Consider the following 15,197-nt stretch of genomic DNA (forward strand, 5'->3'; position numbering starts at 1 on the left):
GTTTTAATCAGCATCGATCACCACCCTTCCGTCCCGCCTCAAGGCGGGAAACGCAGGGGGCTTTAATCCCCCTGCGCCCCCTCAAGGGCAATCAGTGGGAGATAAACATCCACCGATGAACCATGCATTCCGTGGTTCGCAGCGGCAACCGAATCTTGTAAGCTGGAGATGAGGGCATATACTTCATTACCAACCCAATAAACCATTACAAAACACTACACCCTATTCCAATAGCCCAAAGCCCAAAGACTATAGCCATCAATTACTCTGCACCTCTACGTTAAAAACCTGACTTCTAGCCCCTGAGCTCTCGTCGCTACTTCTGATAGCGTGTAATCAAAAAGCCATGCTCTTTGAGAAATTGCAAATTAAATTTAGCAACCATGCGGTGTTCGGGCTGGCTGGGCGCAGCAAAATGGCTGATAAAATAGCGCTCACCATAGTAAAACTCAATCTCGGTCGGCGTAATGCTAAATGGTGGGGTGGCCATCAGCGGTGCATATTCTAAAGTGATAATCATCTGCTGGCCGCCAACAGGCAATAATTGATCGATCGTCGCGCGATACTGGTTGCGCATCTCGTGGGGCAAGGCAACCAAGGCCGCCCGATCATAGACTAAATCGATGTTGCCAACATCAGCGGTGGTTAAACTCAAGACATCACGATTCAAAATCGTAATATTGCCGGAAACATAGGTGGTTGGGTCGGGTTGCACGTAATCAAGCTCTTGCTCAGCAAAAAATTGCTCAATCGCAGTGGTTACCAACTCCACCCCAATCACGGCCTCGGCATATTGGCTAAACCAACGCAAATCATTGGTTTTACCACATAAAGGCACCAACACCCGTTTGCCCTGCAAAAATTCGGGCGTAGCAAAATGCTCAACATACGGGTGAATATCGCGCCGATGAAAGCTGGTTGCACTACCGCCTTGTTGCCAAGAATTGATCCAAAATGTCGCTTCCATTGTAGGCTCCTTAATCTCACACAAAGGTGCAACCGATGCCCCAAGCAAATTGCTGGCGAGAAAAAGGGGCGCATAGGCTAACCGCATCACAATGGTGATTATCCTACACGCTTCTCACACTTGATTCAAATATTAATTGCTCATAATTAATTAACATCCTATTAATAAAACCTTGGTTAAAGGTCGTTAGACTAACGCCTATCATTTGGCCTTGGTTAATTTTTTTAGCTCTTTTAAGGAGTCTGTATGTCGCTGTCGCGTCGCCAGTTATTGTTGGGCGCTGCGCTAGGGGCCACAGGCGCAGTCGTTCATGAGGATGTTGGGGCAGCGCCGCTGCAACCCTCGACAACTGAAGCCATGGCAACTCCGCCATTCGAGGTCATCGCGCTCTCGCGCATGGCCTACGGAGCACGTTCGGGCGATTTCGCCCGAGTTCGTAGTATGGGTTTAACTGCCTATGTCGATGAGCAGCTTAACCCTAATTTCAACAACGACACCGATTGTAACACCCGTATCGCCAACGCCACCTTGCGCATTGTCTACGCCGCTGGCACGGGCTTTCCGGCCATGGATGAAATGCGTGGCCTTGTTACCCTCAACAAAACCCAGCCCGAATTATGGGAATTGCGCGTACATCCAGCCAACGCTGAGCGCATTCGCCCAATCGATGAAGTGGTAGCCGCCAATTGGATTCGCGCAATCTACAGTAAATGGCAACTATTCGAGATTATGACCGATTTTTGGCATAATCACTTCAATGTCTGGGCCTATAGCGATACGCGCATCTCTTCGCTTTGGCCCTATTACGACAAAAGCGTGATTCGCGCCAATTGTTTTGGTAACTTCCGCAGCTTTCTCGAAGCGGTGGCCACCAGCCCAGCCATGCTGTATTACCTTGATAATGCGACCAGCCGCGATGGCCCCGCCAACGAAAATTATGCCCGTGAACTATTTGAATTGCACACCTTTGGTTCGCAAAATTACCTCAATAATATCTACGACAACTGGCAAGAAGTACCGCGCGATTCGCAAGGCCGCCCAATCGGCTATATCGACCAAGATGTGTATGAGGCGGCCCGCGCCTTTACAGGCTGGACGGTGGCCGATGGCACAGGCGGCATTCCCAACACGGGTTTATTCCATTATCTCGATACATGGAACGATAATGCCCAAAAGATTGTGCTGGCCAACTTCTTAAATGCCAATGCTGGCCCCCAAGCTCATGGCAAAAAGGTTTTGGATCTTGTAGCCCAACATCCGGCCACAATTCGCAATCTTTGTACCAAACTGTGTCGCCGTTTGGTCAGCGACAATCCACCAAGCACGCTGGTAGATAAAGCAGTCGCCACATGGACAGCCAACTATTCAGCCCCTGATCAGATTAAGAAAACCATTCGCACAATTTTGCTAGCTCCCGAATTTTTGAGCACATGGGGTGGCAAGATTCGCCGCCCGAATGAAGTTGTTGCCGCCTATTTGCGCTCAACTGGAGCCGAAGTTAAACCGAGCGCCGAGCTATTTAGCTGGGTTACCTTGGCGGGGTATCGCATGTTCAATTGGGCTACACCCACCGGCCACCCCGACGAAAGCGGCTATTGGAGCAGCAGCAACGCCCTGCTCAATACCTGGAACTTGTTATTCCACTTGCAGCAAAGCTACTTCCCGCCTGCAACCTTCGATTTGCAAGGCCAAATGCCGGGCAGCGTCACCACCGTGCGCCAAATCGTCGATTTCTGGATTATGCGCATGCTTGGCTATCAACCTTCAGCCTTGGTCAAAACCAAATTGCTCAAACTGATGGGCCAAAATGGCAATCTCGATCAACCACCAACTGGAACCGCCAATGACGTTAAATTACGCTTGAGCAGCCTTGTGCATATGATCGGCATGCTCCCTGAATTTTATACGCGCTAGGAGGCTGCAATGGATTTAACCCGTCGTCAATTTGTAGTTGGCTGTAGCAGCGCGATTGCAGCTATGGCTGGTGGTCGGCTGGGTGGTTTGGCTTTTGCCGAGCCAGGTGATATTAACCGTGATATTTTTGTGGTGGTGTTTCTGCGTGGTGGTTGCGATGGCATCGGTATCGTTTCGCCGCTTGATGATGCCAATTTTCAAGCCGCCCGTAGCACAATCACCTTTCCAAGCAGTGGCACAGGCGCGGGCTTTGAATTAGGTTCATTGAGCAATGTGCCGTTTTGGTTGCACCCCAAAGCGGCTGCCTTCAAAGAACTCTACGATAGCCAAGATTTGGCCTTTATTCACGCTAGCGGCTTGACCAACGGCACCCGCAGCCACTTCGATGCCATGGATTTTATGGAACGTGGCACGCCCGACAATAAATCAACTAGCACAGGTTGGCTGACCCGCCACATGGCTGCCACTCGTCCCGATGGGGTTGTGCCAGTTATGTCAACAGGATCAGCTTTACCTGCTTCGTTGCTTGGCAGCCCGAATGCCGTCACGATTTCGAACGTGCAGCGTTACGCTATGCAAGGCTACTCGACCTATGGGGCGCAACAACAAGCCTCATTAAACGAAATTTATAGCCAAACTGGCAGCTTGCTTGATGGCCCAGCCACCCGTTTGCTTAGCTCAATCGCCGCAGTCAAGGCACGCAACCCCGCCAATCCCTACGTGCCAATTACCACCTATCCTGCTGGGGGCTTATCGGATTCGCTCAAAGCCATCGCCCAGATGATCAAACTGGATGTTGGTTTGCAAGTTGCGACGCTTGATTTTGGTGGCTGGGATACTCATGAATCGCAGGTGCCAATTTTGGGCAACCAACTTGATTTATTGACGCGTTCGCTGCATGCCTTCTACAACGACTTGGTTGATTACCACAGCAAGTTGACGATTGTGGTGATGAGCGAATTTGGCCGTCGCTTGAAGGCCAATCGTAGTGCTGGCACCGACCATGGCCATGGCAATTTGGCGATGGTTTTGGGCGGCAACGTCAATGGTGGGCGAATTTTCGGGCGCTGGCCAGGCCTCGCCAATGCCCAACTCGACCATGGCGTTGATTTGGCGATTACCACCGACTATCGCACGATTTTGAGCGAAATTGTGGTGCGCCGCTTGCGCAACAATCGTTTAGGCTTGGTTTTCCCACAAATTAGCCAATATCAACCGCTTGGCTTAGTACGGGGCACCGATCTAACAATTGATTGGACTTCAGGCTTCCGCTCATATTTACCAATGGCCCGCCGCTAGCAGCACCGTTGCGTCCAACAGCTCGATTATAGGGTTATTAGCAGCCATCCAGATTTTGGATGGCTGCTAATCCATGTTGGGATATATTGTAAAAAGCCCTCGGTATCCGTAAAAGTCCATTTGCTTATACAATTACGACAGGATTTAGTAGCGCAGCTAAGCGGTTGATCAGAGCTTCAAAGGTTGCGGCGAGTGTGTGAGATTGCCAGCAACCTACGCTGATTGCGCCAACTGCCATGGACGAGATAGCCTATGATTTTGCAAGAGTTTGCCCGATATCATTCGCATTATTTTTTTGATCCCGATGACGCGATCTTAGCACCGTTGAAAATTTCCAATCCACGCGCCATTGATGGTTTGATTTGTATGCTGCCTGGCAGCGCAGTCGTGTTTTATCGTACTCCGCGCGGGCTATTTTTGCGCTTGAATCGGCGTGAATTGCAAATTGGCGATGCTACCAGCGCCGATGTGATTCGCGGCGAAACCAACACCCTGATTGTCTATGAACATGTGTATGAGCGTTTGCGCTGGAGTTACACCCCACCAGCATGGATCGCACCACTCGTGCCCAACGAACATGCTAGCCTCGACGAGGAGCATTTTGATTTTGGGGTGTTTATCTACAATGTGCTAAGCAACAAGCAACGCAAACGGCTAGTTTTTTCGCGCAAATAAGCTTTCTTCGCAGATTCTTCACGGGTTCAGGCTACAATACAACCATCACCCAGTGGAGGCTTGTATGAGCGCAAAGATTTTAATTGTTGAAGACGAGCGCAAAATAGCAGTTGGTTTACAAAATTATTTAGAGGGCGTAGGCTATAGCACCATCACCGCCAGCGATGGCCAAGCTGGCCTCGATATGGCACGGCGCGAGCAGCCCGATTTAGTTTTGCTCGATTTGATGTTGCCTATGGTTGATGGCTTTACGGTTTGTCGTACCTTACGCGCTGAATCAAGCGTGCCAATTATTATGTTAACTGCTCGGGTCGAGGAAGTCGATTCATTGGCAGGCTTGGAGTTGGGCGCTGACGATTATATTACCAAGCCATTTTCGCCGCGCCAAGTCGTTGCTCGGATCAAAGCCGTACTACGCCGCGTTAATGGCGAGCTAGAGCCACCCATGATTGTGCGCAAAAGTGGGATTGAGATCGACTTGCAACGCCGCACCGTCGTGATTGAGCAAAACCCGATCACCAGCCTAACGCCCACCGAATTTGATTTATTGGTAACTTTAGTGCGCTCAGCAGGTCGCCCCTTGACCCGTAGCCAATTGCTTGATGCGGTGCAGGGGGAAGAAGGCGAGGCTTATGATCGCACCGTCGATGCGCATATCAAAAATGTCCGCCGTAAGATCGAGCCAAATCCTAGCGTTCCGCGCTATATTTTGACGGTCTTTGGTGTGGGCTACAAATTTGCGGAATAAGCTATGAAACTGCAACGAAAATTATTATTAACCCACATCGCAGTTGCCCTCGTTGCAATTTTGCTGATTACGGCGGTGGCCAACTTCACCGTCAATCGCTATTTTAGCGATCTTGCGGCCAAACAGGCCAAACAAGCAGCCCAAGAGTTTGCGCCAACCTTGGCAACCTGCTACCAAATTATTGGCAGCTGGGATTTTAATGGCCAGCGTTGTATGCAGCTTGGGCCACGACCGTTCATGCCGCCGCAATTTCGCCATGTCGTGGTAGTTGATACCGCTGGTGAGATTGTTTTTGATAGCCGTGGACGCGGCCAAATTAATAAACCAACCAACACCATTACCCAACGCGATATTGAACGTGGCGAATCAATTAATGCTGAAGATGGCACGGTGATTGGCACGGTGATTGTGCGACCCAATCAAGGCCAATTTGGCGCAGATGAAGATTATTTTTTGAGTATGGTGCGGCGTAATATTTGGTTGGCCGGAGCAATTACCGCCCTCTTAGCCTTGGCTATTGGCATCGGCCTGGCGCGAACCTTGGCCGCGCCGTTGCGCAGCCTGACTGCCGCCGTGCATCAACTGGCTCAGGGCGAACGTTCAGTTCAAGTTGACGATTCGGGCAACGATGAAATTGCCGAATTAAGCCAAGCCTTTAACACCATGAGCAGCGAACTGCATCGCTCTGAGCAAGTGCGCCGCCAGATGGTTGCCGATATTGCTCACGAATTGCGTACCCCTTTGAGCGTGCTGCAAATTGAGCTTGAAAGCATCGAGGATGGCGTGAGCAAGCCCACACCGGCGGTGATTAGCTCCTTGGGCGAGGAAGTACAACAACTTAATCATCTGATTGAAGATTTACGCACACTTTCCTTGGCCGATGCAGGCCAGTTGACTCTCAATCCAATTGAGCTAGAACCCCAAGATGTGGTCAATCGTGCGGTCAATCGTATGCAGTTGGCGGCACGCGAAAAACAATTGGAGCTAGCCAACGATAGCGCCGAACAGATCGATTTGGTCCATGCTGATCCATCACGCCTACAACAAGTGCTGGTTAATCTTTTGCAAAATGCCGTTCGCTACACCCCGCAAGGTGGTAAAATTCGCGTGACCGCCCGCCAAAGTGCTGGTGAAGTTATTTTGGGTGTTCACGACACTGGTGCAGGCTTCGACCCAACCGAGGCTGCCACGATCTTCGAGCGCTTTTATCGCACCGATAAAGCCCGCGCTCGTGATACGGGCGGCACAGGCTTGGGCTTGGCAATCGTCAAAGGTCTCGTGACCGCAATGGGTGGCCGGGTTTGGGCAACCAGTGTGCCGAACCAAGGTTCAAGTTTCTATGTTGCTTTACGAGCAATCAGCACCAAGGAGGGTGTATGACCGATTTGCCTGATGTAAGCGCAATGAACGAGTTTCAACGCGGCACACTTGCAGACACGCTTGGAATTAGCTTTACCGAAGTCAGTTTGGATCGCGTAGTAGCAACCATGCCAGTTGAGCGCAAGGTGCATCAACCATTTGGCTTGCTGCACGGCGGAGCATCGGTTGTTTTGGCCGAATCGCTGGCCTCGGTGGCTGGTTGGGCCAATGTGATGCACAACAATCAATTGGTGGTTGGGGTCGAAATCAACGCTAACCATCTGCGCTCAATCCGCAGCGGCGTGGTAACCGGAGTAGCCACACCACTACATCGTGGGCGGCGCACCCAAGTTTGGGAAGTACGAATTAGTGATGAGCAAGATCGCTTGATCTGTGTGTCGCGCTGTACGGTGGCCGTGGTTGACGCTGAGGCTTAGCGATTAACTTCTGCCAACAGTGCGGGCAATTCGGCAATACTGGCTAAAACCCATGTTGGTTGCGCCATGCTGGGGATTAAGGTTTGATCCTGACCCTTGCCTGTGCGCAACCAGACACTTGCCATCCCACTGTTTGCTGCCCCCACAATATCAGTCGTTAAGTCATCGCCGACCACCACAACTTCATCTGCCGACAAATTCAAGGCTTGCATCGCCTGCTCAAAAAACGTTTTTGTGGGTTTGCCCAAAATTGTTGGCGCTATTTGGCTGGCATATTCCAGCAAGGCCGCAAACGCTCCAGTATCAAGATTCAACCCCGTATTGCTTAAATAATTGCGGCCAGGCTGACTCACTAAAAATTCAGCTCCCTGCAACAGATGCCGAAAGGCCACGTTGAGGCTTGCATAGCCATCAACCTCGCCACAATGCGCCAACACCACATGGCTCACTGGTTGATCAGCCTTAGGCGGATACTGCTGTTCAAGCCATGTTTTAACCGTTCGCGGAGCCAAAATGTACAAATTAGGGTCGGTATTGGCGAGATAGGTAGCAATCGCCTGCAGCGGATTCATAATTTCATGCGCTTGGATCGGGATTTGGCGGGCTTGGAGTTTGGCCGCCAAAGTTTCGGGCAATTGTGAATCGGTGTTGGTTAAAAATAACAATTGATAGCCAGCTGCCCGTAATTGCTCGATTGCTGCCACCGCCCCCTCGATAAGTGTGCCAGCGCTATAAATCGTGCCATCAAGATCAATTAAACATCCGCGAATTGGCATTGTACATTCCTTCGTTTCAAATAGATCTGACCGCAATTGTATCAGTTTAGGGTTTGTGTGTTCTCAATTCCAGTAGTTATCCATTTCACCACCCTTCCGTCCCGCCTCAAGGTGGGAGACGCAGGGTGTTTTCATCCCCCTGCACCCCCTAAAGGACGATCTGTGGATGACTAGACAATCAAAGAAGCCTCTGGAATTATAGGCTTTGTAATATAGCTAACCCTTATCTTCCAACTACAACAGCAGCATAATCAGGGCTAATTCGTGGTAGGATACAGCCTGATAATGCTGTTGCTCGTGGGGAGAGCCTTGTATGCAGATTGATATGAATGATTTTGTGATGCGTTTGGTGGCGATTGTTTTAGGCGTAACCATCCATGAATTTTCGCATGCCTTTGTGGCCTTGCGCTTAGGCGACCCAACCGCTGCCCAAGAAGGGCGAGTTTCGCTCAATCCGGTGGTGCATTTTGATCCGCTGGGCGCGTTTATGATGTTTTTCGTGATGCTGGGCTATGCCCCGATGGCCTGGGGTCGGCCTGTGCCAATCAATGTTTTTCGGATTCGCTGGGGGCGACGAGGTTTTGCGCTTTCCTCACTGGCAGGCCCAACCAGCAACTTACTCTTAGCCTCAATCTTTGCCATCCCGCTCTATATTAATGGTGGGATGTGGCTTTCCGAGCAACTCTATACATTTCTCTATTATGTAATTATAACCAATATTGGCTTGGCGGCCTTTAATATGCTGCCCTTGCCACCACTTGATGGCTTTAACACCTTTGCTGGCTTGTTGCCACAAGGCTGGGCTACGCCAATGGAGCGTTTACGGCGGCCAGCTAATATTATTTTGATGATTTTAATTCTGTTGCCATGGATGATCAATCGGCTTAATCTTGGTCAACTTGATCTTGACCCACGGATTTTAGATGCCATGATTGCCCCGATCTTCCAATTATTCCAACGGATCGTTTTGCCCGTTGCTGGTTGTTGTCATGCCGTTGGCCATAATCATGATCATGCTGAAGCCTAGGAGTTTTCATGAGTGCGCTGATGCGCTTAGGCCAACTCTGGGCGGCTTTACGCGCCAAGGTAACTCCCGCCGAACGCGCCTTAGTGCAACAACTTTTAGCGAGCCACGAGTATCCACTGTTTGAACGCATGCCGCTGTATGATCAACGCCATTGCCTTGATGTGTATACGACCTTAGTTACTGCGGGTGAGCAGGATGCCGAATTGCTGCGGCTGGCGTTGTATCACGATACTGGTAAGGTTGATCGTCAAGGTCGGCCCGTATCGTTGATTTGGTATGGGATTGCGGTGGTATGGAAACAGCTTGCGCCGCGATTTTATGCTTGGGCCGCGCAAAAGCCGCGTTGGTGGTGTCGTTCAATCTATCGCTATGCCCATCATGGGCCGCTCGGAGCCGATTTGGCGGCTGAGGCTGGTTGCTCAGCCACCATTGTCGCGACTATTCGCCATTATCATGACGATGCGCCAACTGGTTTGGCCGCCCGTTTGCGTTGGGCCGACGATCAGCATTAATTCAAGGAATCGGCTGTGATTGAATATCTACTACAGGCGTTGGGCTTGGGGCTGGCGGCTGGCCTCTTGCCTGGGCCAATGTTGGGCTTGGTGATTCGCGAAACCTTGGAGCATGGTCGCCGCGCTGGTTATTTGGTAGCCTGCGCCCCGTTATTGACCGATGCGCCAATTATCTTGATCGCGCTGTTTGTAGCCAATGCCTTACCAGCCAGCATTAATCGTTGGTTGGGCTTGGCTGGTGGGCTATTTTTGATTTGGATGGGTATCGACGCATGGCGAGCCAAGCCACCAACTGAGGCGAGTGGCGCACCATGGGCTAGTTTATGGCGGGCATTAATCACCAACTGGCTTAACCCACATCCATGGTTATTTTGGCTGCCAGTTGGCGGGCCATTGTTGATTAGCATTCAACGTCAGCATAGTTGGTTGGCGACTGTCAGTTTTTTGCTGGTGTTTTATCTTTTGTTGATTGGCAGCAAAATTTTCCTATGCGAAATCGTTGCTCGTTCGCGGCGTTTTTTGCAAGGCGCGGCCTATCGTTGGGTTATGCGCGGCTGTAGTGTTTTATTGATTGGCTTGGGCCTAGTACTTATAGCTGAATATCTAGGCTGATCGGCAATTGAGCAGGTTAGGCATTATCCCCCATTCAGGTGGCAATAAAGCTTGACCTTGGTACACTCTTTGCTTGAGAGCATAATGCTATAATCGAACGAACCCAAGCTTTTAACCATAGATGAGTACTGTTATGAACGCATTAGCGTGTACAAATTGTCAGATGTTGCTAGCACCAGGTGCACGATTCTGCTCGCATTGTGGAACGGTTGCGCCAACGCCACCAGCTATCAACCTTCCACGCGAAGCAAGCGGCACGCTGCGACGTGGGGTGATTCTCCAAGAGCGTTATAAAATTATGACCTTTATTGGAGCTGGTGGTTTTAGTCGGGTTTATGGTGCAATCGATTTGCGGCTCAAAACGCCCTGCGCCATCAAAGAAAACAATGAATTTGATCAATCGGCTCATGCTCAGTTTTTGGCCGAAGCCCAATTGTTGGCGCGTTTGCGCCACCCCAGCATGACCAAAGTCACCGATTATTTCACTGATCCCAGCGGGGCGCAGTTTTTGGTGATGGAATATGCGCCTGGTAAAGATCTCGAAAAGATGATGGATGAAGCCGAAGAGATGGTTTCATGGCGCAAGGTGGCCGAATGGGGTCAAATTGTCTGTGATGTACTGACCTATTTGCACACCCAAGAGCCGCCAATTATCCACCGCGACATTAAACCCGCTAATTTGCGTTTGACTCCCCACGGCGACTTGATGGTCATCGACTTGGGAATTGCTAAAGAATATCGCGATGGCTCAGCCACAACTCGCGCCGCCCAAGCATATTCGGGCGGCTACTCACCAATCGAGCAATATTTGGGGCAAGGCACTGACCCACGTTCAGATTTATATGCCTTGGGTGCAACGCTCTATCATTTGTTGGTTGGCAAGATGCCACCCGAAGCACCAAACCGCTTGCGCGGCATTTCGATGCAAACCGTTGAGCAAGCTCGCCCCGATATTCCAGTGTTGTTGGCGCGGGCAATCGATCGCGCGATGGCGATTGAGCCTGATCATCGCCCACCGAGTGCTGCGGCTTTGCATATGGTCTTCGAACGAGTGCTTGAGCAAGATCAAGCGGTCAGCATCAGCCAACCTGCGGTGATTGCCCAAGCGGCAACCGCCCGAACCCTGCAAGCTGCGGCGCATGCGGTTGCTACGCCTGTGGCAATCAGTCAACCACGCATCGGCACGCAACCGCGCTCAACCACCAATGCTGGTCAACCCAGCCGCCCATTACATGTGCCAAGCGAACTGCGTGCTGAACGCTTGCCGCATGGCATTATTTGGGAAGGTGATCGGCGTGAAATGGTGCGGGTTATGGCAGGGCCAATGCCAATGGGCAGCGAGGGCAATGATCCCGATGAAGTTCCAGTGCATCGGCTTGACCTCAAAACGTTTTTGATCGACCGCTTTCCGGTGACATGTGCCGATTATGCGCGTTTTGTGCAGGAAACCGGAACAACACCGCCACGGTATTGGGGTGGCCCATTGCCGCCGCATATGATCGAAGATCATCCAGTCGTCGAAATAACGCACGACGAAGCGCGAGCTTACGCACGTTGGGCTGGCAAGCGCCTACCAACCGAAGCCGAATGGGAAAAAGCGGCAACATGGGATGCCACAACTGGGCACAAGCGGGTTTATCCTTGGGGCGACCAATGGGATGAGCATCGCGCCAATGCGCGGGAAGGCGGAGCTGGCGGAACCGTGCCAATTGGCGCGTATTCACCACAGGGCGATAGCCCATGTGGCGCAGCAGAAATGGCTGGCAATATTTGGGAGTGGACAGATACGGCCTATAAGCGCTATCCTTATGACCCAAGTGATGGCCGCGATTTCCCCAAGAATGCTGGCTTGCGCGTCACCCGTGGTGGGTCGTGGTCGTGTTCGCCGGATGCATTACGCGGAGCGAATCGCAACATAGCTGCTGCCAACGATGCCGATTTTGAGGTGGGCTTCCGTTGTGCCGCTGATGTACGCGAGGATTGGTAATGACACAAACTGCCTTAGTGTTGCTGGATGTTCAAGTCAATATGTTCGCACCCGAGGCAACGGTCTATGCTGGTGAACGTGTGTTGGAAGCAATTGCCAGATTAATTCGTGCTGCGCGGGAGAATAACGCAGCGGTGGTGTATGTTCAGCATAATGGCGGCCCCGATGATCCTGATGCACCAGGCAGCGCAGGTTGGCAATTGCATGAGGTTTGTAAGCTCCAAGCAGGCGATTTAGTTGTGCAAAAAGAAACACCTAATGCCTTTTTGCACACCGATTTGGCCGAAATGCTGCGCCAGCGCGAGATCAAACAGCTAGTTTTAGCGGGCTTTCAAACTGAATTGTGCATTGATACTACCTGTCGGGCAGCTTGGTCGCGCGGGTTTCGCGTCAGCCTTGCCGCCGATGCTCATAGCACTTTCGATGGCGAAACCCTCAAAGCAGCCCAAATTATTGCCCACCATAATAGCGTGCTGCGCAATTTCGCCAAAGTCTATTCAACCACCAACATTACATTTTAATCAGCAACGCCGATCGTTGGAAACCCAGCGATCGGCGTTTTTTATTTAATCCACGAAGAGCACGAAGAATTTTTTAGCCACGAATTGCACGAATGATTATTTTTTAGCCACAGATTGGCACAGATGTTTAGGATTATGATCGTGCTAGCTCAAAGCCATCAATTCATAACCATGGCTTCTTAGTGCCTCTGCGTTAAATTCTAAACCTGATTTTGCCTTTTGATTTTTGACCTTTGACTTAACTCTATATTCTTTGATCTATGCACGTATCCCTATTTTCCCGATCTTCGTGTCCTTCGTGGCTCAACTTCATCCTTCATCGCTCATAATTCATTCTTCACCCCAGACTCAATATACTCAAGGCTTTGGTGGCGGAAGTAGGTATTATACAGTTCGGCATAATGACCAGCTTGATCGAGCAGGCCTTCGTGACTGCCAGTTTCGATAATTTCGCCTTTGCGCAGCACGATAATCCGGTCGGCATGGCGCACGGTCGAAAGGCGGTGGGCAATCACAATCGCTGTGCGATCTTTCAAAATGACATCAAGCCCCTCTTGAATCAAGGCTTCGGTCAGCGGATCGATGCTGGCAGTCGCTTCATCCAAAATTACAATCGCGGGGTTTTGCAACAACACGCGAGCTAATGCCACCAGTTGGCGTTGGCCAAGCGAGAGATTGCCGCCACGCTCACCAACATCGGTATCGAGGCCATTCGGCAAGCTGCCCAGCCAATCGCCGCCGCCAACCAAGCGTGCCACAGTTTGGACTTCTTCATCAGAGGCATCGGGCTTGCCATAGCGAATATTCTCACGCACATTGCCATCGAACAAGAATGGCGTTTGGGTCACAATCCCCAGTTGGCTACGATAATCGCCAAGATCAAGCTCGCGAATATCGACACCATCGATTTCAATCGTGCCATGTTGAAACTCATAGAAACGGGCAATCAGTTTGGCGATGCTCGATTTGCCTGAGCCTGTATGCCCAACTAAAGCAATCGTTTCACCTGGTTGAATTTCCAACGAGAAATTGCGCAATACTGGTTCATCGGGGGTGTAGCTGAAATTAACTTGCTTGAAGTTGATGCGGCCACGCACAGGCGTGAGTTTGCGATTATTATTTTGAACCACATTCGATTCAGCATCGATCAGGGCAAAAACTCGTTCGCCTGCGGCTAAACCAAGTTGAAATTGGCTCCAGAATGAGGCAATACTGGTCAATGGGAACCAAAACATGGTCAAACCTTGGACGAATAAGAACCAATCGCCAATGCTTAAACTTTCGTTATTGACCGAAACTGCGCCCCAGTAAACCAGCAAAGCCGTGCCAATTCCTGCCAAGCCGTTCATCAATGGAAAGATACTGCTAAACACAAAGCGAGTTTTTTGGTTGACGCTCCGCGATTTTTCGTTAACTTCATGAAACTCGCGATAAATCACTGGCTCTTGGCGAAACGTTTTAGCCACGCCAATGCCGCTGACCGTTTCTTGGATATGGCTGCTGACAGTCGCGGTCATACGGCGCGATTGAGTGATGGTGCGGCGGGCGATTTTGCGAAAGCCCAAAGCAAACAAAAAGATAATTGGGGCAAAACCCAGCAGGGTAAAAGTGAGTTTTACATCAATCGTAAACAGGTAGCCAATCAACAAACTGACCAGCAACAAGCGGCTGAGCAGATCGAGGGTCAGGGTCATTACTTGCGAAAAGGCTTGGGTATCGGAGTTGACCCGACTGACGACCTTGCCCGATTGAAAGGTATCGTAGAACGACATGTCGCGCTCAAGCACCGCATCGCAGGCATCTTCGCGCAAGGCTAAAACTACATCGCCTACAGCTCGGCTTGAAAGTTGCTGCCGAACTGCATTAAAAACCCAAGCGAGGGTGGCAATCAGGCTCAAGCCAACCGCCAAATAAATAAAGGTGCTCAGGCTGCGGTCAACTTGAAGCTGATCGATGCTGATTGAAACAAAAATTGGTAAGGCTGTATCCAGCACTGCATTCAAAAAAATTGCTCCCGCTGCAATTGCCATGGCGCGGCGTTGCGGCGAGAAATAGTGCATGATGCGGCGCAATAACTGACCATCGGTATACGTCCGGTCATAGGCCTCGGCATCAAGCCCATCCATAATAAAGCCCATAATTCACCCCAAGTAGCTCAGATTTGCTGTTTATGACCTTGTTAGTATCGTTGATTTTACCCCAACTCACTACCGCCCTAAGTCGGATATCCGCACCAATTTGGTGGATTATTGAAACAGATTACTGAAACCACGAAGCGCACGAAGTGTATGAAGGGGCGAGGGAGCAGGGGTCAGAGGTAGGTTTAGCGTGCCCTCACCCCCGACCCCTCTCCCACTGCGGCG

14 protein-coding genes are annotated in these 15,197 nt (G+C 50.8%); 11 read left to right on the forward strand and 3 right to left on the reverse strand.

Going from position 1 to position 15,197, the window contains the following annotated elements:
• Positions 1-316 precede the first annotated feature (316 nt).
• On the reverse strand, positions 317-967 hold the full coding sequence (locus DEF47_RS06095; RefSeq protein ID WP_012190594.1) for a class I SAM-dependent methyltransferase: 651 nt from the start codon (positions 965-967) through the stop codon (positions 317-319).
• A 246-nt stretch (positions 968-1,213) separates the two neighbouring features.
• Between DEF47_RS06095 and DEF47_RS06100 the strand changes: the two genes are divergently transcribed.
• The 6 genes from DEF47_RS06100 to DEF47_RS06125 all read left to right on the forward strand — a co-directional run bounded on the left by DEF47_RS06100 (position 1,214) and on the right by DEF47_RS06125 (position 7,399).
• The gene (locus DEF47_RS06100; protein WP_012190595.1) at positions 1,214-2,881 is read left to right on the forward strand and encodes a DUF1800 domain-containing protein; all 1,668 of its coding nucleotides are present in this window, start codon (positions 1,214-1,216) and stop codon (positions 2,879-2,881) included.
• A 9-nt stretch (positions 2,882-2,890) separates the two neighbouring features.
• Positions 2,891-4,180 carry a DUF1501 domain-containing protein gene (locus tag DEF47_RS06105; protein WP_012190596.1) on the forward strand — a complete coding sequence of 430 codons (1,290 nt, stop codon included), beginning with the start codon at positions 2,891-2,893 and terminating at the stop codon, positions 4,178-4,180.
• Between the two features lie 252 nt (positions 4,181-4,432).
• Complete coding sequence (locus tag DEF47_RS06110) at positions 4,433-4,855, forward strand: hypothetical protein (RefSeq protein ID WP_012190597.1); 423 nt, start codon at positions 4,433-4,435, stop codon at positions 4,853-4,855.
• 64 nt (positions 4,856-4,919) lie between these two features.
• Positions 4,920-5,603, forward strand: coding sequence for a response regulator transcription factor (locus DEF47_RS06115; protein WP_012190598.1), 684 nt, complete (start codon positions 4,920-4,922; stop codon positions 5,601-5,603).
• 3 nt (positions 5,604-5,606) lie between these two features.
• Entirely contained in the window at positions 5,607-6,983 is a 1,377-nt protein-coding gene (locus DEF47_RS06120; RefSeq protein WP_012190599.1) for an ATP-binding protein, read from the forward strand.
• Positions 6,980-7,399, forward strand: coding sequence for a hotdog fold thioesterase (locus tag DEF47_RS06125; RefSeq protein WP_012190600.1), 420 nt, complete (start codon positions 6,980-6,982; stop codon positions 7,397-7,399). The genes DEF47_RS06120 and DEF47_RS06125 overlap by 4 nt, the downstream gene beginning before the upstream one ends.
• On the opposite strand, the gene DEF47_RS06130 is transcribed toward DEF47_RS06125, so the two are convergent.
• The gene (locus tag DEF47_RS06130) at positions 7,396-8,175 is read right to left on the reverse strand and encodes an HAD-IIA family hydrolase (protein WP_012190601.1); all 780 of its coding nucleotides are present in this window, start codon (positions 8,173-8,175) and stop codon (positions 7,396-7,398) included. The genes DEF47_RS06125 and DEF47_RS06130 overlap by 4 nt on opposite strands.
• Before the next feature lie 313 nt (positions 8,176-8,488).
• Between DEF47_RS06130 and DEF47_RS06135 the strand changes: the two genes are divergently transcribed.
• The 5 genes from DEF47_RS06135 (at position 8,489) to DEF47_RS06155 (ending at position 12,834) form a co-directional block, all read left to right on the forward strand.
• Positions 8,489-9,202: a site-2 protease family protein gene (locus DEF47_RS06135; protein ID WP_012190602.1), complete on the forward strand. Its 714-nt coding sequence runs from the start codon at positions 8,489-8,491 to the stop codon at positions 9,200-9,202.
• An 8-nt stretch (positions 9,203-9,210) separates the two neighbouring features.
• Complete coding sequence (locus DEF47_RS06140) at positions 9,211-9,714, forward strand: hypothetical protein (protein WP_012190603.1); 504 nt, start codon at positions 9,211-9,213, stop codon at positions 9,712-9,714.
• A 15-nt stretch (positions 9,715-9,729) separates the two neighbouring features.
• Entirely contained in the window at positions 9,730-10,326 is a 597-nt protein-coding gene (locus DEF47_RS06145; protein WP_012190604.1) for a LysE family translocator, read from the forward strand.
• 133 nt (positions 10,327-10,459) lie between these two features.
• Entirely contained in the window at positions 10,460-12,313 is a 1,854-nt protein-coding gene (locus DEF47_RS06150) for an SUMF1/EgtB/PvdO family nonheme iron enzyme (RefSeq protein WP_287045028.1), read from the forward strand.
• Positions 12,313-12,834: a cysteine hydrolase family protein gene (locus DEF47_RS06155; protein WP_012190606.1), complete on the forward strand. Its 522-nt coding sequence runs from the start codon at positions 12,313-12,315 to the stop codon at positions 12,832-12,834. The genes DEF47_RS06150 and DEF47_RS06155 overlap by 1 nt, the downstream gene beginning before the upstream one ends.
• Positions 12,835-13,157: 323 nt before the next feature.
• Here the strand turns inward: DEF47_RS06155 and DEF47_RS06160 are convergent, their stop codons facing one another.
• A complete protein-coding gene (locus DEF47_RS06160) occupies positions 13,158-14,972 on the reverse strand; it encodes an ABC transporter ATP-binding protein (RefSeq protein WP_012190607.1) in 1,815 nt (604 codons plus the stop codon).
• Between the last annotated feature and the right edge of the window lie 225 nt (positions 14,973-15,197).

It is taken from the genome of Herpetosiphon sp. (genome assembly GCF_003512625.1).
GTDB classification, from domain to species: Bacteria; Chloroflexota; Chloroflexia; order Chloroflexales; family Herpetosiphonaceae; genus Herpetosiphon; species Herpetosiphon aurantiacus.